The sequence below is a fragment of the Haematomicrobium sanguinis DSM 21259 genome (assembly GCF_000688395.1).
GTDB classification, from domain to species: domain Bacteria; phylum Actinomycetota; class Actinomycetes; order Actinomycetales; family Micrococcaceae; genus Haematomicrobium; species Haematomicrobium sanguinis.
In genome coordinates this window covers 82,493-102,504 of record NZ_JIAG01000009.1, presented here as the reverse complement: position 1 = coordinate 102,504, position 20,012 = coordinate 82,493, and the positions used below count along the sequence as shown (strand labels likewise).

Annotated in this window: 18 protein-coding genes and 1 tRNA gene; 13 read left to right on the top strand and 6 right to left on the bottom strand. The window is 62.5% G+C overall.

Annotation, left to right across the window (positions count from 1 at the left end; genetic code table 11):
* Window positions 1-21: 21 nt before the first annotated feature.
* The gene (locus O148_RS0109355; RefSeq protein ID WP_035745659.1) at window positions 22-2,064 is read right to left on the bottom strand and encodes an acyl-CoA dehydrogenase family protein; all 2,043 of its coding nucleotides are present in this window, start codon (window positions 2,062-2,064) and stop codon (window positions 22-24) included.
* Complete coding sequence (locus O148_RS15910) at window positions 2,057-2,734, bottom strand: TetR/AcrR family transcriptional regulator (protein ID WP_035745657.1); 678 nt, start codon at window positions 2,732-2,734, stop codon at window positions 2,057-2,059. Before O148_RS15910 ends, O148_RS0109355 begins: the two co-directional genes overlap by 8 nt.
* A 60-nt stretch (window positions 2,735-2,794) precedes the next feature.
* On the opposite strand from O148_RS15910, the gene O148_RS0109345 reads away from it, so the two are divergent.
* The 4 genes from O148_RS0109345 (at window position 2,795) to O148_RS15905 (ending at window position 7,344) form a co-directional block, all read left to right on the top strand.
* Window positions 2,795-4,099 carry an acetyl-CoA C-acetyltransferase gene (locus tag O148_RS0109345; protein ID WP_026530696.1) on the top strand — a complete coding sequence of 435 codons (1,305 nt, stop codon included), beginning with the start codon at window positions 2,795-2,797 and terminating at the stop codon, window positions 4,097-4,099.
* A 3-nt stretch (window positions 4,100-4,102) separates the two neighbouring features.
* Complete coding sequence (locus tag O148_RS0109340; protein WP_026530695.1) at window positions 4,103-5,443, top strand: 3-oxoacyl-ACP reductase; 1,341 nt, start codon at window positions 4,103-4,105, stop codon at window positions 5,441-5,443.
* Window positions 5,443-6,375 (top strand): MaoC/PaaZ C-terminal domain-containing protein, encoded by a 933-nt coding sequence (locus O148_RS0109335; RefSeq protein WP_035745655.1) that lies wholly within the window; start codon window positions 5,443-5,445, stop codon window positions 6,373-6,375. Before O148_RS0109340 ends, O148_RS0109335 begins: the two co-directional genes overlap by 1 nt.
* A 63-nt stretch (window positions 6,376-6,438) precedes the next feature.
* On the top strand, window positions 6,439-7,344 hold the full coding sequence (locus tag O148_RS15905) for an alpha/beta fold hydrolase (protein WP_051620057.1): 906 nt from the start codon (window positions 6,439-6,441) through the stop codon (window positions 7,342-7,344).
* A gap of 52 nt (window positions 7,345-7,396) precedes the next feature.
* Here the strand turns inward: O148_RS15905 and O148_RS0109325 are convergent.
* Window positions 7,397-7,480 (bottom strand) — tRNA-Leu (locus O148_RS0109325).
* 130 nt (window positions 7,481-7,610) lie between these two features.
* Between O148_RS0109325 and O148_RS0109320 the strand changes: the two genes are divergently transcribed.
* Window positions 7,611-8,927 carry a M20/M25/M40 family metallo-hydrolase gene (locus O148_RS0109320; protein WP_026530693.1) on the top strand — a complete coding sequence of 439 codons (1,317 nt, stop codon included), beginning with the start codon at window positions 7,611-7,613 and terminating at the stop codon, window positions 8,925-8,927.
* Between the two features lie 43 nt (window positions 8,928-8,970).
* Here the strand turns inward: O148_RS0109320 and O148_RS0109315 are convergent, their stop codons facing one another.
* Window positions 8,971-9,204, bottom strand: coding sequence for a DUF5703 family protein (locus O148_RS0109315; RefSeq protein WP_026530692.1), 234 nt, complete (start codon window positions 9,202-9,204; stop codon window positions 8,971-8,973).
* A 40-nt stretch (window positions 9,205-9,244) separates the two neighbouring features.
* On the opposite strand from O148_RS0109315, the gene O148_RS0109310 reads away from it, so the two are divergent.
* Window positions 9,245-9,493 (top strand): hypothetical protein, encoded by a 249-nt coding sequence (locus O148_RS0109310; RefSeq protein WP_026530691.1) that lies wholly within the window; start codon window positions 9,245-9,247, stop codon window positions 9,491-9,493.
* On the opposite strand, the gene O148_RS0109305 is transcribed toward O148_RS0109310, so the two are convergent.
* Window positions 9,490-10,422 carry an aldo/keto reductase gene (locus O148_RS0109305; protein ID WP_026530690.1) on the bottom strand — a complete coding sequence of 311 codons (933 nt, stop codon included), beginning with the start codon at window positions 10,420-10,422 and terminating at the stop codon, window positions 9,490-9,492. The two genes, O148_RS0109310 and O148_RS0109305, sit on opposite strands and share 4 nt — an antisense overlap.
* Before the next feature lie 92 nt (window positions 10,423-10,514).
* Here O148_RS0109305 and O148_RS0109300 point away from each other — a divergent pair, with 92 nt between their 5' ends.
* Both O148_RS0109300 and mshC read left to right on the top strand, forming a co-directional pair.
* Window positions 10,515-11,342 (top strand): undecaprenyl-diphosphate phosphatase, encoded by an 828-nt coding sequence (locus O148_RS0109300; RefSeq protein ID WP_026530689.1) that lies wholly within the window; start codon window positions 10,515-10,517, stop codon window positions 11,340-11,342.
* Between the two features lie 33 nt (window positions 11,343-11,375).
* A complete protein-coding gene (gene mshC, locus O148_RS0109295) occupies window positions 11,376-12,656 on the top strand; it encodes a cysteine--1-D-myo-inosityl 2-amino-2-deoxy-alpha-D-glucopyranoside ligase (protein WP_026530688.1) in 1,281 nt (426 codons plus the stop codon).
* On the opposite strand, the gene O148_RS0109290 is transcribed toward mshC, so the two are convergent.
* Window positions 12,653-13,561: a proteasome assembly chaperone family protein gene (locus O148_RS0109290; RefSeq protein WP_026530687.1), complete on the bottom strand. Its 909-nt coding sequence runs from the start codon at window positions 13,559-13,561 to the stop codon at window positions 12,653-12,655. The two genes, mshC and O148_RS0109290, sit on opposite strands and share 4 nt — an antisense overlap.
* A 93-nt stretch (window positions 13,562-13,654) precedes the next feature.
* Here O148_RS0109290 and O148_RS0109285 point away from each other — a divergent pair, with 93 nt between their 5' ends.
* From O148_RS0109285 to dop, 5 genes are all read left to right on the top strand, one after another.
* A complete protein-coding gene (locus O148_RS0109285; RefSeq protein ID WP_026530686.1) occupies window positions 13,655-14,380 on the top strand; it encodes an HAD family hydrolase in 726 nt (241 codons plus the stop codon).
* Window positions 14,377-15,507 (top strand): site-2 protease family protein, encoded by a 1,131-nt coding sequence (locus O148_RS0109280; RefSeq protein WP_026530685.1) that lies wholly within the window; start codon window positions 14,377-14,379, stop codon window positions 15,505-15,507. Before O148_RS0109285 ends, O148_RS0109280 begins: the two co-directional genes overlap by 4 nt.
* Window positions 15,504-16,541 carry a tRNA (adenine-N1)-methyltransferase gene (locus O148_RS15900; RefSeq protein WP_051620056.1) on the top strand — a complete coding sequence of 346 codons (1,038 nt, stop codon included), beginning with the start codon at window positions 15,504-15,506 and terminating at the stop codon, window positions 16,539-16,541. The genes O148_RS0109280 and O148_RS15900 overlap by 4 nt, the downstream gene beginning before the upstream one ends.
* Before the next feature lie 70 nt (window positions 16,542-16,611).
* Window positions 16,612-18,366, top strand: coding sequence for a proteasome ATPase (arc, locus tag O148_RS0109270; RefSeq protein ID WP_205618180.1), 1,755 nt, complete (start codon window positions 16,612-16,614; stop codon window positions 18,364-18,366).
* Window positions 18,363-19,991, top strand: coding sequence for a depupylase/deamidase Dop (gene dop, locus O148_RS0109265; protein WP_026530683.1), 1,629 nt, complete (start codon window positions 18,363-18,365; stop codon window positions 19,989-19,991). The genes arc and dop overlap by 4 nt, the downstream gene beginning before the upstream one ends.
* Window positions 19,992-20,012: the final 21 nt, after the last annotated feature.

Here is a 20,012-nt window from a genome sequence, read left to right as displayed (position 1 = left end):
AGGGGGCTCCTTCGCGAGGGGTTACTTGGCGGGGCGCTTTTCTGGGCGCTTTTCTGGGCGCGGTGCCGATCCGGACGCACGGGCCGCACGTTGTGCCGCGCGCGCTTCATCCTGGCGTTCCGCCTCGGCGCCGGTTGCCACCGCAATACGGATGTTGTCCTCGGTGTATCCGAAGGACTCGATCAAATCCAGCGCGTGCGGGCGGATCTTGACCAAGAGCCGGTTCAGGTAGTCCTTCAGGGTGCGGGCACGCTGACCAGAAATTTGCGTTTCCATCAGGAACCAGCCCAAATGCTTATCGATCAGTCCCAGCCCAAACAGGTCACGAACCCACGTCATGATGCGTTTGGTGTCCGGATCGTCAATACGCTCCAGCCCGCGAGTGAACGCCTCCCACTGCAAGAGTTCCGCATGGGCCGCGGCGGCTTCAATGAGTTTGCTCTGGTTGTCGTTGAAGATCTTGGCGGCGGAGGCCTGGTCCAGTTTCCGCGCCTTGTGCAATGCATCGGCGACCTCTGCCACCATGGTCCGTACTCGGCTTGCTAGCAAGTTGCGCTGCAGCTCGGGGTCCTTGAGCGCATTGGCGGACTTTTTCTCGCTGCCGGTGTCCACCACCGTCTGAACTACCTGGCGCAGCCCGGTGCGGCTGAGCGCCCGGCCCGCTGTCTGGCCCACAATGAGTTTCGCAATGGCACCGGCGTCGGCGGCACGGAATTCGCTCGCATAATCGGCCAAGAGACGCTTTCCGACAAGTTGGAGCAATACGGTGTTGTCGCCCTCGAACGTGGTGTAAACATCCAGGTCGCTGCGCAGCGACGCGAAGCGGTTTTCGATCAGGAACCCGGCGCCGCCGCAGGCTTCCCGGGTGACCTGCAAGGTATCCATGGCGTGCCACGTGGACAAGGACTTGAGCGCCGCGGCGAGGGTCTCGAGATCTTGGCGATCTTCGTCGGTATCGGACTCGCCGGAGAAGACGGCGTCGAACTTTTCCAGGAGCTCTTCGTGGGCGTAGCTCATCGCAAAGGTCGCAGCGAGCGGGCCGAAGAGTCGGCGCTGGTGCTCTTGATAATCCAGAAGCACCTCTTCTTCGGTATTGGAGCTGGCGTTGAATTGGCGGCGCTGGCTTGCATAGGTGATGGCGCCGTAGAGCGCAATCTTGGACGCCGCGACGGAGGCGCCATCAAGGGACACGCGACCCTGGACCAGGGTGCCGAGCATGGTAAAGAAGCGGCGGCCCGGGCTTTCGATGGGGGAGGAGTAGGTGCCATCCTCGGCGACATCGCCATAGCGGTTAAGCAGGTTCGTCCGGGGGATACGCACCTGGTCAAAGTGCAGGCGCCCGTTATCGATGCCGTTCAACCCGCCCTTGATACCGTCGTCTTCACCGCCGATTCCGGGCAGGAAGTCGCCGGCTTCATCCCGCAAATCCACGTAGAACGCATGAACCCCGTGATCCACTCCCCGGGTGATGAGGTGGGCAAAGACCACGGCGGCCTTTCCGTCCTTGGCGGCGTTGCCAATGTAGTCCTTCCACGCCGCGCGGTACGGGGTATTAATGACGAATTCCTGGGTTTCCGGGTCATAGGTTGCTGTGGTGGCAATACTGGCCACATCAGAGCCGTGGCCGGTCTCGGTCATGGCAAAACATCCGGGCACGTCCAAGCTCATGATTCCTGGGAGCCACTTATCCTGATGCTCTTGGGTTCCCAAGTGCAGCACGGCGGCGCCGAAGAGGCCCCATTGCACACCGGCCTTGATCTGCAACGATGGGTCCGCGGTGACGAGCTCTTCGAAGCCGGCAATGTTGCCGCCGTGGTTCTCGTCTCCGCCCAAGCGCTTAGGGAAGGCGCGATGCACGGCTTTGGCGTCCACCAGAACCTTGAGCTGGGTGAAAACGCGTTCGCGGTGTTCCTGATAGGTCAGCCCCTCGACCTTCCACAGCGCCGGATCGGCGGCGAGCTTGCGCGCTTCTTTGCGCACCGAAGCCCACTTGCCTAAAAGCTGTTCGCCAAGCGCCGCTGCATCCAGTTTCGGGGTTTCACGGGTGGTCGTTGTTTCAGTCATTACTGGTCCTTCCATTGATGCTGGCGTACAGCCAGTCCGTAATGAGGTTGCTCATCTTTTCTTCCGAGGGCTTGCTGGAACCCTCGGGGGTAGCGATCCACTGTTCGCCGGCCGCGCGCACCATGCCGATTGCCGCCTGCGGCCAAAAGTTTCTCGCCGCGCGTCCCCGCGCGCTGTCCGAGTCCTTGAATATTTCGCCGAGCGGTTCGGCGAACATGGCGGAAATTTCGCCCAGAAAATCGGTGAACTCGGCGGCTTTGTCTTTATCCAGCGCGGGAGCTGCAAACTCCGGTGTGCCTGTGACAAAGGCGTAAACATTGGGCGAGGTCTGCGCCATCTGCAGGTAGGCGGAAATCATGGCGCGCAAGGTTTCCCGGGGGGAGCTCGCCGCTTGCCCGGCTGAAAGAATCTTGTCCCGCATTTGTGCGACCACCACTTGGCTGACCTCGCTTTGCAGCCCGGCCTTGTCCCCGAAATAGCGGTAATAGACGGACTTGGAGGTCTTGCACTCGGCGGCAATCTCCTCCATGGACACGTTGCCGCCAAGCCGGTGGATTGCTTTTCGGGCGGCGCGAATGAGCTCTCGGCGGCGCGCCACGCGATGGGCTTCCCACCGCGCATGGCGACCGTCCATGGTCTGCTCATCGCTCAAAGCTGAAGACTGGTTCACGATACTTAGCGTATCAGGTACGATTAGTATCGGTAACCACAATTTCGCTAGGAGACCTACATGGCTGCCTCACCCTCACCGAAGCAAACCCGACCCGCCTTGATTCTGGGCGGAAACCGCATCCCGTTCTCACGTGCCGGCGGACCGTACGCGCACACCTCCAACCAGGAAATGCTGACCGCAGCCATTGACGGACTCGTAGCCCGCTACGGCCTTCAGGGGCAACGCATCGGGGAAGTGGCCGGCGGCGCCGTTCTCAAGCACTCCCGCGACTTCAACCTCACCCGCGAGTCGGTGCTGGGTACTGCACTCTCGCCCGACACCCCGGCCTTCGATCTGCAACAGGCCTGCGCCACCGGGCTGGAAACGGTAGTGACGCTCGCGCACAAGATCATGCTCGGTCAAATCGATTCCGCGATCGCGGCCGGTGTGGACTCCGCCTCCGATGCGCCCATTGCCGTCAGCGAGGGCCTGCGCCGCGCGCTTCTGGATCTCAACCGCGCCAAGAGCCTCGGCGATAAGCTCAAGATCATCGCCCGCATTCGCCCCGCCGACCTGGCGCCCAACGCTCCCGGAACCGGCGAACCGCGTACCGGCCTATCGATGGGGGAGCACCAGGCCATCACCACGGCCGCCTGGAAAATCACTCGCGAAGCGCAGGACGAGCTCGCTCTGGCCAGTCACAAGAATATGGCCGCCGCTTATGATCGCGGATTCTTCGACGACCTCGTCACACCGTTCAAGGGCCTGACCAAAGACAACAACCTGCGGCCCGATACCTCAATGGAAAAACTGGCCAAGCTGAAGCCGGTCTTTGGCAAGAGCCTGTCCACCGAGGCCACCATGACCGCTGGAAACTCCACGCCGCTCACCGACGGCGCATCGGCGGTTCTGCTGGGCTCCCAAGAGTTCGCCGACGAGCATGGTTTGCCCGTGCTGGCAGAATTCGTGGACGCGGAAGCCGGGGCCGTCGATTTTGTGCACGGCAAAGAAGGACTCTTGATGGCCCCCGCCTATGCGGTGCCGCGCCTCCTGCAGCGCAACAACCTCACCCTGGATGACTTTGACTACATCGAAATCCATGAGGCCTTCGCCGGCACCGTGCTCTCCACGCTCGCCGCCTGGGAAGACGAGGACTTCGGCAAGACCCGCCTGGGACTGGACGGCGCCTTTGGCACCGTGGATCGCAGCAAGCTCAACGTCAACGGCTCGTCATTGGCAGCCGGCCATCCCTTTGCCGCTACCGGTGGACGGATTGTCGCCTCGCTGGCCAAACAATTGCATGAGAACGGCGGCGGCCTCGGCCTGATTTCCATTTGCGCCGCGGGTGGCCTCGGACTGACCGCCATCATTAAGGGGCGCTAGGCCATGACCGATAAGTACCTCGAACTCGTCAACACCGGCATCACCAAGAAGATTGCCGCACAGCTGGGGTTGCCCCGACCGGCGAAACTCCGCCGCTTTGAGCCCGGCGTCCCGCTGATCGACCAGCCCGTCCTCGTCCTCGGAAAGGGACCGGACGCGGATACCGTTGCCACCCAACTCTTGGACTGGAACCTCGATGTCCGCCGGCACCTCGGTGAGAAGGACAAGGTCGGAGGCATCGCCGTCGTACTCACCGAGGCGAAGACACCGGGCGATCTCTCCGACACGGTGCTGGAACTTGGCCCCGCGCTCAAGGCGGTCAAGCCGGGCGGGCGCGTGATCGTGTTCTCCCGACCGGCAAACCCCGAGGAGGACCCCGCGACCGCGGCCACCCGCCAGGGGATTACCGGTATGGTCCGCTCGCTCGCCCACGAGATGCGGGCCGGTGCCACCGCGAACGGCATCCAGATCGCCGAGGGCGTACCGGTTGACGCGCCCAGTTCCATCGCCGCCCTGCATTTTCTGCTCTCCGGGCGCAGCGCCTATGTGGATGGACAGTTCATCCAGGTGTCCAGCGCCGAGGGCGAGCTTCCGCAGGATTGGGACCACCCGTTTACCGGTCAGGTTGCGGTGGTGACCGGGGCTGCGCGCGGGATTGGCGCCACCATTGCGCGGATCCTGACCCGAGACGGCGCGCGCGTCATTCTGGTGGACGTCCCACAGGCCGGCGAGGCACTGGCGAAGGTCGCGAACGAGGTTCGCGGCACCGCCTTGCAACTCGATGTGACCAAGCCGGACGCGGCGGCGAAAATCCTCGAGCACGCCCAGCAGCGCTATGGCCAACTCGACATCGTGGTCCACAACGCCGGAATCACCCGTGACAAACTCCTCGCGAACATGGATGCGGCTCGCTGGAATTCGGTCATTGCGGTGAATATCGAGTCACAGCTGGCGATGAACAAGGTGTTCTTGGACTCGCCCGTCTTTGCTGAGAATGGACGCATTGTCTCCCTCGCTTCCACCAGCGGCATCGCCGGAAACCGGGGGCAAACCAACTATGCGACCAGCAAGGCCGGCGTGATCGGCATGGTCGCGGCCACTGCCCCGGAAATGGCGACGCGCGGCGGCTCGATCAACGCGGTAGCGCCCGGGTTCATCGAAACCGACATGACCGCGAAAATCCCGTTCCTGACCCGGGAAGTGGCACGCAGGCTTTCCTCCCTGCAGCAGGGCGGGTTACCGGTGGACGTCGCCGAAACCATTGGCTTCTTGGCTAACAACACGGCAGGCGGAATTAACGGGACCACGTTGCGGGTCTGCGGGCAGAACTTGGTGGGCGCATAATGTTGCTCGCCGAGGTTCCCAAGCTTGGCGGACTCTACGCGAAAGCGGCGCTGGCCAGCGTCACTCGGCGCGGGGGCGCGGGCAAGAACGGTCCGCTGACGCTCCCCGGTGAGCGGCACGAAGCGCGCGGTGTTCGCATTCAGAGCACCGCCGTCGACGCTTACGACCGGCTCTTCCACGCCCCCTCAGGTGATCTGGTTCCCAGCGCCTACGTACACTCGGTCGCCTTTCCGGTGGCGATGAGCGTGATGACCCGGGACGACTTCCCGCTGCCCTTGCTCGGGATGGTGCACCTTTCCAACCATGTGGAGCAAACGGCACCGATCAGCCGCACCGACACGCTGGATATCTCCGCCTGGGTCGAGAACCTGCGCCCGCACCCGCGCGGCGCGCAACTCGACGTGCACACCGAGGCGTCGGTGAACGGCAGGGTCGTGTGGCGCGAGCGAGCCGTCTATCTGGCTAAGGGAAAATTTTCGCTCCCGGCAAGCGCCGGGTCACCGGAGCGGGGGATGACCGAGCAGGGCTTAACGGAGCGGAGTACGACGGCGCGCCAAGACTTTGTGCCGCCCGTCCCTACGGCCTTGTGGTCGCTCGGAGCGGGCGTGGGCCGCGAGTATGCGGGAGTATCGGGCGACGTGAATCCCATTCACCTGAGCTCTGTGAGCGCAAAGGCGCTGGGAATGAAGCGGACGGTCGCGCACGGAATGTATTCGGTGGCGCGGGTACTCGCGGAAGCGGGCCGCATCCAGGGAGTGCGCGCCGACCTTGGCCCGTGCGCCTGGGACGTATATTTCGAGGCGCCCATACTCTTGCCAGGAAAAGTGTCTGTGGCCATCACCGACGGTCCCGGCGACTCACGCGAGTTCACGGCGTGGAACGCGAAGAACGGACGGCGTCACTTTTATGGAGACGTGCGCCCGGTCTCGTGAACGGCCGCACAGTAAAGGTGGCACAGTAGATAGTGGCTCAGTAAAAGGTGGCACAGTAGAGGCATGACGCTTTCCACCAGCCAGCTGAGTGTCGATGGGATTCGGGTGCGTTACCGGCGCACCGGCACGGCCAGGAGTTCTGGCCAGACCGTTCTCTTGGTGCACGGTTTCACCCGGAGCCTGGATGATTGGGAGGAGCTTCATGCCCGGGGGAGCGGGTTTGACCTCATATCCCTTGACCTTCCCGGTTTCGGCGAGTCACAACCCTTCGATGGGCCCGTCTCCATCGGCCGCTACGCACAATTTCTGAGCGCATTTCTGGATGAGCTGGGAGTCGCGGACTTTCACCTGGTGGGCAGTTCACTCGGCGGTGCGATCGCCATGATGCTCACCGTCCAGCACCCGGATCGAGTGCAGAGCCTGCTCCTGGCCGACAGTGCCGGTTTTGGCAGAAGTGTCACCCCGGGCCTACGCGTGCTGGATCTCAAACCGGTAGGAAACCTGGTGCTGTCCGTACCCCGGCTGCACGCAAGCGTCGCCGTGCACGGCCTGTTCCACGACCGCAGGCACGCCACCCGCGAACGCATCGACGCCAACATGCGCTACGCAAGCGTGCCGCACTATCGCGAGCTGATCTATGAGCTCGGCGCGAGCCTCGGGAACCTCTTCGGCGTCCGGCGCGGCTGGCGCACCGATCTGGTGTCCCGGCTGGCCCGCCTGGACGTCCCCATCACCATTGTCTGGGGTGCCAAGGACCGCGTGCTCCCTGCGCGTCACCTGCGCCATGCCGCCAGGCTGTTGCCACGCGCCGCCACGATCTTGCTCCCACGGGTGGGGCACCTGCCGCAAATCGAGGCCGCCGCGAGGTTCGCCGAGATCGCATCCGAGCTGTGGAACGCGTCCGGGCGAGGAAACGACGGGCCGCACCCGCGAGCCCGAGGCGCGGCATCGCCGTCGAACATCAGCTAAGACAGCAAAAAGGCGAGGTGCCCGGAGTATTCCGAACACCTCACCCAATGTGTGCGCGAGGGGGGACTTGAACCCCCACGCCCTTGCGGGCACAGCGACCTCAACGCTGCGCGTCTACCAATTCCGCCACCCGCGCAAGGTGGCTCTTTTCGACCGCGACCGGCGAAAAGCAGCAGATAAAACTCTAGCACGCACTCTGCCCAGATCGTGAATCGGGACAACTATGCTGGGAGAGACCCGTCTCACCCACCGTCCAGGAGCCTTTCATGCCAACGACCCACACCCTCACCCAGGCCGAAAACGAGACCATCGACATCGCGCAGAAGCTCATCCGGATCGACACCAGCAACTACGGCAATAACGATTCTCGCGGCGAACGCGAGGCGGCCGAATATGTAGCCGGGTTGATGGCCGAGGTCGGTGTTCAGCCCACGATTTTTGAGTCCGAGCCCGGGCGGGCGAGCGTCATGGCGCGCATGAGCGGCAAGGACTCGAGCAAGGGCGCGCTGGTGGTGCACGGGCACCTGGACGTGGTGCCCGCGTTCGCCAAGGAGTGGAGCGTCGACCCGTTCTCCGCGGAAATCAAGGACGGGCTCATTTGGGGGCGCGGCGCCGTGGACATGAAGGACATGGATGCGATGATCTTGGCAACGTTGCGGCATATGGCGCGCTCGGGCATCACCCCGGAACGGGACCTCATTTTCGCGTTCTTCGCAGACGAAGAGGCGGGCGGGGTGTATGGGTCGCATTACGCGGTGAAAAATCACCGCGATATGTTCGACGGCGCGCGCGAGGCTATCAGCGAGGTCGGCGGCTTTTCTGCCATTATCGGAGGGCAACGGGCGTACCTGATTCAAACCGCCGAAAAAGGGATTTCCTGGCTGAAATTGGTGGCGGCCGGGCGTGCCGGGCACGGTTCGCAAATCAATGACGACAATGCCGTCACGGCGCTGTGCGAGGCTGTGGCAACCGTGGGGAACTACCGGTGGCCCATCGAGCTCACCGACACCACCCGGGCGCTACTAGACGGTGTGACCGAGCTGACCGGGGTGGTCTTTGACCCGGAGAATCCGGAGACGATGCTGGCTCAGTTGGGGACGGTGGCGCGGTTTGTCGGGGCGACGCTGCAAAACACGACGAATCCGACGGCGCTTTCGGCCGGATACAAACACAACGTGATCCCGGGTAGCGCTGAGGCGCTCATTGATGCAAGGACACTGCCCGGGCAAAAGGAACTCGTGTTCGAGACGGTGCAAAAACTCGTCGGGGAGAAGGTCGCGGTGGAGTACGTGCACTCGGACATTTCGCTCGAGGCCCCGCATTCGGGGAATCTGTGGGACGCCATGGTCGATTCGCTGCACCAGGAGGATCCTGACGCGACGGTCTTGCCCTACACGCTCTCCGGCGGCACGGACAATAAAGCTCTCTCCACGCTCGGGATCACCGGTTACGGATTTGCACCCTTGCAATTGCCGGAAGAGTTAGATTTCACCGGTATGTTCCACGGTGTGGATGAGCGGGTTCCGGTGGACTCGCTGAAGTTCGGCACCCGGGTGCTCAACCGGCTGTTGACGACGTATTAAGCGGTGCGGCACGCTTGGGCCGCGTCCGGCCTAGGCTTCCGGCTTAGGCGGTGCGCTCGACGCGTAAGACCCGACGTCGTAACCAAAATTTGGATACCCCGCCCATGTACAGGCGAGTGCGCTCGAGTTCCCACTTGCCATACTCGGCATAGTCGGTCAAAAGCTTTCGCACCTCGCGCATGGAATCTTTCGGCCCCACCGAAACGACCATGTACTCGTACTGGCGGGCGTAATCCCGGCTGCGTTTGATCTGTGGATGCAGAATTTGTTGGCTCATTTGGCTCCATTTTGCTCGTTTTGACGCTAACGTAAAAGTTATGAGTATTGATCCGCGTGTCGCGCTCCAGGCTCTGACCAATGCGTTTGAAGAACACCTTAACGCCGCCGCGAACCGGCGCGGGGATGAAGATCCCGCTGTGGACGCCGCATATTTGGGCATTGCCGAGGCTTTTGATGCCTATGAAGAGGCCCTCTATGACACGTATGACGAGGTCACACCCCTGGAAATCATCGAGGACGATGACGAGGATTCAGACTCCGATGAACTCGAGTTCGTCGACCGTTAAGGCTTGGCTACCTCGTCGAGGACCGCAAGAATCTCCGCTGGGACGCTGACGTTCGCACTCTTCAAAAGTTCTTTGAGCTGATCGTTATTCCGCGCACCCATGACCACTTGAGCGACCTCATCCTTCGCTAAAAGCCAACCGAGCGCGAGCGAGACCGGGCTGATGTTCAGACCCTGGGCGGCCACGCCGAGAGCCTCGACGATGTTGCTGGACGTTTCATCGAGGTAACGGGCCAACGCCGCTTCCCACCGGGAATCGGCCGCTCGTGAGCGCGCGGGTGTTTTCCCGCCCGCGTATTTGCCGCTCAGCGCGCCATAAGCCAAGGGCGACCAGGCCCGCAGGCTCTGTCCGCTGACGGCCACCGCGTCCAGGAGTTCGCGCTCGAGGTCTCGGCGTACTAGCGAGTACTCGGTGCTCACGCTCACCAGCGGCACCGGCGCGAGCGCCGCCGCACGAGCTACCAGCCAGGCGGTATCGGCAACCAGGCCGACATAGCGCGCCTTCCCGGAGGTGTACGCGTATTCGAGGCAGGAGAGCGTCTCTTCCACCGGGGTGCGCCGATCCAGCGGGACGCTCCAAAGGTCGAGGTAGTCGGTGCCTAAGCGGGCCAACGACCCGTCGAGCTGGGCAAGTAGCCGTTGCCGGGAGGCGTCCACCGGGCCGTGGGGATCGGTGGGAACCGGTGCGCTCGTGACGGAGAGGATCACCTCATCACGCGGGGTCGTGTCCGCAAGAATGTCGCTCAGGATCGATTCGGCTTGAGTTTGACCAAAGTGCGGCCCGGTCTCCACCGTTGTGCCACCGGCGGTGATGAAGGTGGAAAACTGTTCCTGAGCATCCTCCTCATTGACCTCGCTGCCCCAACCCATGGTGCCAAGACTGAGGCGTGAAACGCGCAGGCCGCTCTGACCGAGATAAAGGTGATCCATGTGATTAGCCTACGCGGTGGCCCAGCGATCATTGGAGCCGGTTGCGAGTGTCGGTTACCCGGTGGCAATCAACCTCGCGTACAGTGCCTAACGTGGAATGGATAGAAGCAATCATCCTGGGCTTCGTGCAAGGACTCACCGAATTTCTCCCCATCTCGTCGAGTGCGCATTTGCGTATCGTGGGCTCCTTCATGCCCGGCGTGGAAGATCCGGGAGCGGCGTTCACCGCCATCACCCAGATCGGCACCGAAGCGGCCGTCGTGGTGTTTTTTTGGCGCGATATTGTGCGCATCATCAAAGCCTGGTTCGGCCAGATTCTTGGGAAGGTTCCGCGGAACGACCCGGATGCGCGAATGGGCTGGCTCATCATTTTGGGTACCTTGCCCATTGGCATCTTGGGTTTGCTCTTTAAAGACCAGATCGAATCGGTGTTTCGTAACCTGTGGCTGGTTGCGACCACGCTCATAGTCTTTGCGGTGGTTCTTGCGGTCGCGGACGCCATCGGCAAGCACCGCAAACCTCTCGAGAAACTCACGTTCAAGGACGGCATTATTTACGGGTTAGCGCAAGCGTTAGCGCTGATCCCGGGCGTGTCCCGGTCCGGTGGCACCATCTCGGCGGGTTTGTTCTTGGGTTACACCCGCGAGGCCGCCGCCCGGTTCGCGTTTCTCTTGGCCATCCCGTCCGTGTTTGCCGCCGGTTTTTACCAACTGTTTAAGAGCTTGGATGCCCCGTCCGGCCCGTTTAGTATGCCGCAAACCCTGGTGGCGACGGCGGTCGCATTTGTGGTGGGTTACGTCATCATCGGCTGGTTCCTGAAGTACGTGTCCCACAACAGTTACCGGCTCTTTGTGTGGTACCGGATCGGCCTCGGCTTGGCCCTCTACCTGCTTCTCGGTTTCGGCGTCATTCTGCCCTAATCGGCTACTCGCTACACAGAAACGGACTCGCTCGTGAAGTCATGGCCCACCCCCGACGTCCCGGCACTCACCGCCCTGGGTGCACCGGATAATAACGATTCTTTGCAGCTTCGCGGCGTGGACGGTGCGCTCGAGGAGGTGCGGGCCGACGACGGCGCCTCGCTTTACGTCTGCGGCATCACCCCCTATGACGCAACCCATATTGGCCACGCAGCCACATATATCGCCTTCGATCTGCTGGTACGCCAATGGCTGGACTGCGGCGAAAGTGTTGCCTACGTGCAAAACGTGACGGACGTCGACGATCCGCTCTTGGAGCGGGCCACCGCGACAGGTGAGGAATGGGAATCGCTAGCCGGAGCGCAAACCGACCTGTTTCGCACCGACATGGCCGCGCTCGAGGTTGTTCCGCCCACCCGCTTTCGCGGCGTCGTAGAGGAGATCGGCCTCATTGCCGCAGCCGTGACCAAGCTCCTGGAAGCGGGCGTTGCCTACACCCTCGACAATGGTCCCGGTGAAGAACCGGACGTGTATTTCGATTCCGCCGCCGCGAATTCTGCCTGGCATTTGGGCAGCATATCCGGATTGACGGTGGCAGAAATGGAACCGCTTTTTGCCGAACGCGGGGGAGACCCCGACCGCCCGGGCAAGCGCCATCGCCTGGATCCGCTGTTGTGGCGGGGGCGCCGGAACGGGGAACCGTTCTGGACCCCTCGAGGCGTTCCTCCAGGGCGCCCCGGTTGGCATATTGAATGTTCAGCGCTTGCGGCCGAATACTTGCCGCAACCCTTTACCGTCCAAGGCGGCGGCAGCGATCTCATCTTCCCGCATCACGAATTCAGCGCCTCGCACGCGTCCATCCTGACCGATAAGCCCTTCGCTCGGCATTACGCGCACGCCGGCATGGTGGGGCTAGACGGTGAAAAGATGAGCAAGTCCCGAGGCAACCTCGTCTTCGTCTCCGGGCTGCGAGAAAACGGGGTGGACCCGATGGCCATCCGCGTGGCCATCTTGGCGCACCATTACCGTAGCGACTGGTTCTGGAGCGACGCCGAACTGGATGCGGCTCGCTCCAGACTCGAAAGGTGGCGGCGGGCTGCTCCGCACATCGGGCGCGCGAGCGCGCTCGCGCTGACAGAGCAGGTACGGGCGCACCTCGCTCAAGACTTGGACGCCCCGGCGGCACTGCGCGCCATTGACGCGGCAGCAACCGATGCGATCACCGACGCCGACCGGCAGGACACACCCCCTAGCGACTCGGGCGAAGTACTCTTCCGCGCCACACTCCAGGCGCTTTTAGGCGTGCGGCTTTAAGGGTCTTTGCGTTTGCGCAAATATCGTTCGAATTCGCGCGCAATGGACTCGCCGCTCGCTTCGGGCAGGTCTGCGGTGTCCTTCGCCTCTTCCAGTTGCCGCACATAGTTGGCCACTTCCGGGTCTTCGGTGGCGAGTTCGTTCACGCCCCGTTCCCACGCGTGGGCGTCCTCGGCGATGTCCTCCACGTTCACGTGCACCTGCAGGATTTCCTCGAGCGCGCCCAATACCGCCAATTGTGCCTTCGGGGAGGGCGCCTGGCTCACGTAATGCGGCACGGCAACCCAAATGGAAACGGTGGGGATGTCGGCATCCTCCGCGGCCTCGGCGAGCACGCTCGGGATCCCCACGGGGCCCTGATACGTGGGCTTTTCAAAGCCCAAAGCATCGCGGATGTCGGCATTTTCCGAGGTCTTGGTCACCGGCATGGGCCGAGTGTGCGGCACATCGGCGAGCAGCGCACCCACCAACACCAGGTAATCGATATCCCACTCCACCGCCCGGGCGATGACATCCTTGGCAAAGGACCGCCAGTGATACGAGGGCTCCACGCTGGTGACGATCACCAGTTCCACATCGGTTTCCGGATTATCAACCCCCACGTACTTGGTACGCGGCCACCGGAGGCGACGGGAACCATCGGTAGAGAACATGATGCTCGGCCGGGTGAACTGGAAATCGTAAAAATCATCGGATTCGACAATGTCCAGCGTCTCGTGCGGCCATTGATCCCGGATGGCGCGCAAAGAGTCTGTGGCCGCGTCCCCCGCGTCATTCCAGCCCTCAAAAGCAATCACCATGACCCGAATCGGGTCCGCATCGGGGCCGTATTGTTGCCGGTGCACGTCGACGAGGCCGGTAGCTTCCTGGTTCGCGCTGGACTCCACATGCTCTGAATCGCTCATTGTTTTAGCCTAGTAGCCAAAACGGTCAATGTGACTATTGGTTGCAAAGTACGCCACAAGCGCACAAGCGTGCGCCCACGTAGACTGGTTGACATGCCAACACCTGCGCCCAACTCCGCCGTGCCACGAACCGATGCACCCCTCCAAGCGGTGTTATGGGACATGGACGGAACACTGGTGGACACCGAACCGTACTGGATCGAGGCGGAAAAGGCGCTCGTCACCCAGCACGGCGGAACCTGGAGCGACGAAGACGCCTTGCAATTGGTCGGCAATGCCCTGGATAAGTCGGCCCTGCTCCTCCAGGAAGCAGGGGTGGCGATGAGCGTGCCGGAGATCATTGACTGGCTCACCGCTCAAGTCATCGAGCGCACCAAGGCGCATATCCCGTGGCGGCCGGGTGCCCGCGAGCTCATCGACGAGCTCTACGCCGCCGGAATCCCTTCGGCGCTGGTCACGATGTCCTTCACCGAATTGGCGAAGATCGTGCAGGACGCCCTGGGACCCGGGCGCCTCGAATTCATTGTTACCGGAGACCAAGTCAGCAACGGCAAACCGCACCCCGAGGCTTACCTCACGGCCCTCGATCGGCTTGCTAAGAGCCATGGACCCCTGGAGCCACGGCGGGTGGTGGCCATCGAGGATTCCTTCCCCGGCGTGAGTTCGGCCATTGCCTCCGGTGTTCTCACCATCGCGATACCGCATACCGTACCGCTGCCGGAACACCTCGGAGATCTTCAGTGGACAACGCTTGCCGGGAAGCGAGTGGCGGACCTAGAGAGCGCCATTGACGCCCTAGGGAATGTGGACCCCTCATGAATTCGAAAACCTTTTCCGAAGGGATCCCGCTCGGCAAGATCGCTGGCACTCCGATCGTGCTGGCGTACTCCTGGTTCATCATTGCCGCGTTCATTGTGATCACGTGGGGGCCCACGCTGATGGACGCCTTCCCGGATCTGGGAGCCGCGGCGTTCGCACTCGCGTTCGCTTACGCGCTGCTGCTCCTTTTCTCGGTACTGGTCCATGAACTCGCGCACGCACTGGTGGCGCGTGCCTTCAAGTGGCCCTCCACCAAGATTGTGCTGAACTTGTGGGGCGGGCACACCCAATTCGATAACTTCACCGTGTCCGCCGGACGATCCCTGGTGGTTGCGCTCTCGGGTCCGCTCGCGAACTTTATCCTCGCCGGTATTGGGTACCTGCTCCAACCGCTCACCCAACCGGGGACCCCGGGCTCCGCGCTCATGTACATCTTCACCCTGACGAACTTCCTGGTCGCCGTCTTCAACGTTCTGCCCGGTCTGCCCCTCGACGGCGGGCGCATCGTGGAAACGATTGTCTGGAAGGCGACCGGTAACCAGGACAAGGGCACCATCGCCGCCGGCTGGACCGGGCGCATCATTGCCGTCGGTATAGCCATTGTCGCGGTGGGGCTGCCGTGGCTGCGTCAAGAACGTCCGCAGGTGAGTTACATCCTGATCACCCTGCTGATTTGCGGTTTCCTGTGGATGGGCGCCAGCTCCGCGATCAAGAGCGCAACCATTCGCTCCCGCCTGCCGGGCATCAGCGCCGGGAAGCTCATGCGCCCGGCCATCCCCATGCTCGATACCGCCACCGTTGCCACGATCGAACAGGGCGTGCCGCAACCGGGCCAACAAGAGGTGATCCTGCAAAACGCCTCCGGTACGCCCATCGCGATCGTGGATTGGCAGGCCGCGACCTCGGTCCCCGCGAATCAACGCGCCAGCACCCCGGCGACCTCGGTTTCCCGCGCGATCGACCCCGAGGCGATCGTGCCCGAATGGGCGCAAGGCAATGAACTCGTCACCTACATGAACACCCGCGGCGGCACGCAATTCGTCGTCGTCAACACTCAAGGCAATATCGTGGGACTCTTGGACCAACAAGCGCTCATCCGTGCCGTGACCGGAAAGGCAACACCATGACCACCGCGCAAGAAGCCCAAGAACCGCAGGCAGCCCACGGCGCCGAGAACCGCCGCGGACCCCTCAAGCCCGGCGACCGCGTCCAGCTCACCGACGAGCGCGGCCGCATGAACACCATCACGTTGACCCCGAACGGCGTCTTCCACACCCACAAGGGCATCCTCAACCATGACCAACTGATCGGCCAGCCCGAAGGCATCGTGGTAGCCAACACCACCGGACACGAATACCAGGCCCTTCGCCCGCTGCTCTCCGACTTTGTGCTCTCCATGCCGCGCGGAGCCGCCGTCGTCTACCCGAAGGACTCCGGCCAGATTGTCACCATGGCGGACATCTACCCGGGAGCGCGCGTGGTCGAAGCCGGTGTCGGCTCCGGCGCCCTCACGATGTCCCTGCTCCGGGCCGTCGGCGACCAGGGATACCTGCACTCCTTCGAGCGCCGCGAGGAATTCGCCGAGATCGCGCGCGGCAATGTGGAAACCCTCTTTGGCGGTCCGCACCCGGCCTGGAACATCACCATCGGCGACTTTCAAGACGCGGTGGTAGAAACCGAAGAACCCGGGAGCGTGGATCGCGTTGTCCTGGACATGCTGGCGCCCTGGGAATGCCTCGACGCCGTCGCCACCGTGCTCGCCCCCGGCGGCGTCTGGATCAATTACGTCGCCACCGTCACCCAGCTCTCACGCACCGCGGAAGCAATTCGCGACTCCGGACGTTTTAGTGAGCCGGAAGCGTGGGAATCCATGGTGCGCGGCTGGCATTTGGAGGGACTCGCGGTGCGCCCCAACCACCGGATGGTGGCACACACCGGGTTCCTCTTGGTCACCCGCAAACTTGCCGACGGCCACGAATCGCTGGCGTTGCGCAAGCGCGGCACCAAACCTGAATTCAGCGCGGAAGAAATGAACGCCTGGACCCCGGGAGCGGTGGGCGAACGCAACGTCTCGGCCAAGAAGCTCCGCCGGGCCGCACGCGACGCTCGGTCCATGACTCAGCGCGGTTCTCTTCCCGAGGACACCGATTCCACTACGTGAACAACGACGGCGATAGTCACCTTTTCGCCGTAGGCTCACTACCAGAGCATGACAGATAGAGGTTTGCCTGATGAGCGAGAACAGCGACACGACGCCTACCGCAGAGTCCGCGGAACTGGGGCGCCTGCGCCACGAAGCCACCTTAAACGAGCGGCAGGTGAGCGTACTCAGAGAGAAGGTGCGCACCCTTGATCGGCAGCTGGTTTCCGCCGGTGCGCAAAACCGCCGGCTCGTCGAGGTTTTGGAGAACACCAAGGAAGAAATCATCAAGCTCAAGACCGCCTTGGGCAAGGAATCGGTGACGCCTTTCAGCTTCGGCACCGTCCTGAAGGTCAACCGCCACCGCGCACCAGAGGCCGGTGTCAGCATTGAATCGGCCACCGTGGACAGCGTCGACGTATTTCAAGGCGGCCGTAAGGTGCGTGTCAGCGTCTCGCCGCTGATCGACATGGATAACCTGGAACCGGGCCAAGAAGTGCTCCTGAATGAGTCGCTCACGGTTGTCGCCATTCTGGGCTATGACAATCATGGCGAAATCGCCACCGTAAAAGAATTGCTCGGCGAGGACCGCATTCTGGTGGTCGGGCGCACCGATGACGAGCGCGTATACCGGCTCTCCGGCCAGTTGCGCGGCAATGTGCGGGTCGGTGACGCGGTCTCGGTGGATGCCAAAAGCGGGTACGCCATTGAACGCGTGCCGCGAAGCGAGGTCGAAAATCTGGTGTTAGAAGAAGTCCCGGATATCGCCTATGAAGACATTGGCGGGCTCGCACAACAGATCGAGCAAATCAAGGACGCCGTGGAACTGCCGTTCTTGCACCCAGATCTCTACCGCGAACACGGGCTCAAGGCGCCCAAGGGCATCCTGCTCTACGGGCCACCCGGGTGCGGCAAGACGCTGATCGCCAAGGCCGTCGCCAATTCGCTCGCCTCCCAAGCCAAGCAACGCACCGGCAAGGAGGACTCCAAGAGTTACTTCTTGAACATCAAGGGGCCGGAGCTGTTGGACAAATACGTGGGCGAGACCGAGCGTCACATTCGGCTGATCTTTGCCCGCGCCCGGGAAAAAGCTCAGGACGGCAGCCCCGTGGTCGTGTTCTTTGACGAAATGGATTCCCTTTTCCGCACCCGCGGAACCGGCGTGTCCTCGGATGTGGAAACAACAATCGTTCCCCAGCTGTTAAGCGAAATCGACGGCGTGGAACGCCTCGATAATGTGATTGTGATCGGAGCCTCCAATCGAGAGGACATGATCGATCCGGCCATTTTGCGCCCCGGCCGACTCGACGTGAAAATTAAGATTCAACGCCCGGATGCCGAAGGCGCCGCCGACATCTTCGCCAAGTATTTGACCAGCGATCTTCCGTTGAACGCCGATGACCTGAAAGAGAACGGGGATGACCCCGAGTCCACGGTTCAGGCGATGATTCGCAATACCGTGGAGCGCATGTATGAAGAGAACGAGGACAACGAGTTCTTGGAGGTGACCTACGCCAACGGGGAAACCGAGATGCTCTATTTCAAGGATTTCAACTCGGGCGCGGTGATCCAAAACATTGTGGATCGAGCGAAGAAGAGCGCGATCAAGGACCTCTTACAGAAAAACCAGCGCGGACTGCGGATAGATCACCTCTACCGTGCCGTTGCCGACGAATTTCGCGAACACGAGGATATGCCCAACACCACGAACCCGGATGACTGGGCCCGCATTTCCGGTAAGAAGGGGGAGCGGATCACCTATATCCGCACGATCGTGCAATCCAAGTCCGGCCCAGAACCAGGACGCACGCTCGAAGCCGGCGACAACACGGGCCAGTATTTGTGACACGTTCGCGTACACCCGAAAGCGGGGAACAGGATTCGCTTATTCACCGGGTGATCGGCACCGAAACCGAGTACGGGGTGATCGCCCCGGCGGATGCGGGCGCCAATCACACGGTGTTATCCGCTCAGGTGGTGACGGCGTACGCACGGGTACACCCAGAACACCACCCTGTGGGCTGGGACTACACGGACGAGGCCCCGCTGAGCGATGCGCGCGGGTGGGAAGTGTCCAGGGAGGATGCGCACCCAAGCCAGCTGACCGACGTCGTACCTGTTCTTGATGCCCGCCAAGTGGCCCGTAGCGCCCCCGGCAGCTATAGCGGGTGGGATGAAGAGGCGATCTATCGCGAAAACTATTCCGAGGAAGCGGACTCAATGGTGATGAACCTGGTGACCGCTAACGGCGCGCGGCTCTACGTGGACCACGCTCACCCCGAATACTCGGCACCGGAAACGCGAGATCCCCTCGCGGCGTTGCGCTACGATCTCGCAGGCGACGTCGCGGTGCGCCAGTCGATGGCCTACCTGGCCGGGCAACCGGAGCTCCCGGACATCCAGCTGTACCGCAACAACACGGACGGGCGGGTGTCCTACGGTTCGCATGAGAACTATTTGGTGCCGCGCGCGGTGCCGTTTCGGGCGCTGGCAGCGGGTCTGACCCCGTTCTTTGTGACGCGGCAGGTCTTTGCCGGGGCCGGACGGCTGGGGATTGGGCCCAAGAACGAGCCCGGTTTTCAGTTGAGCCAGCGCGCCGACTTTTTTGAGACCGAGATCGGGCTGGAAACGACCATCCGCCGGCCGATCATTAATACCCGCGATGAACCGCACTCGGACTCGGAAAAGTATCGGCGTCTGCACGTCATTATTGGCGATGCCAATCAGAGCCATACCGCGGGGTGGCTGAAGTTAGGCACCACGGCCGCAGTCTTGAGCGTCATCGAGGCCGGGGCGGCACCGGATATCGAGGTGTATGAACCGGTTGCCGCCCTGCAAACGGTGAGCCATGATGTGCGTTTTAGGGCCTCCCTTCGACTGATCGACGGGCGGCGGGTGAGCGCGCTGGATATCCAAGAAATGTATCTGGACGCCGCGAGCAGGCTGGTTGATGCGCGGGACTCGGAAGCCCTCAGGCTCTTGGAGGCGTGGGGTGGCATTGTGGATCGACTGCGCACCGATCCGTTCGGCACGGCGGACACTCTGGACTGGAGCGCCAAGCACGCGCTCATGCAGCGTTACCGTGATCAGCGCGGCCTCGCCTGGGATGACCCGACGCTGCGCCTCGTGGACTTGCAATACGCGGACATCAGGGAGGACCGCAGTATTTATCACAAGCTCATCGCGGCCGGGCGTATGCGAACCCTGCTGGATGCCGAGACCATTCGCCACGCGGCGAGCGAGCCGCCCGCGGACACACGCGCGTATTTTCGCGGTCGCCTCATTTCCCAATTCCCACGCCACGTATTGGGGGCGAGCTGGGATTCGGCGGTGGTCAATAACCCGCGGACTCGGCGCGTGCAGCGCATTGACCTGCGCGAACCATTGCGCGGCACCAAGGCGCTGACCGCGGACCTTTTTGACCGCCATCAAGATTTCGGCGCCTTTCTTGAGGACCTGCTCAAACACTAGGCTGTTAGTCACCACAACCCG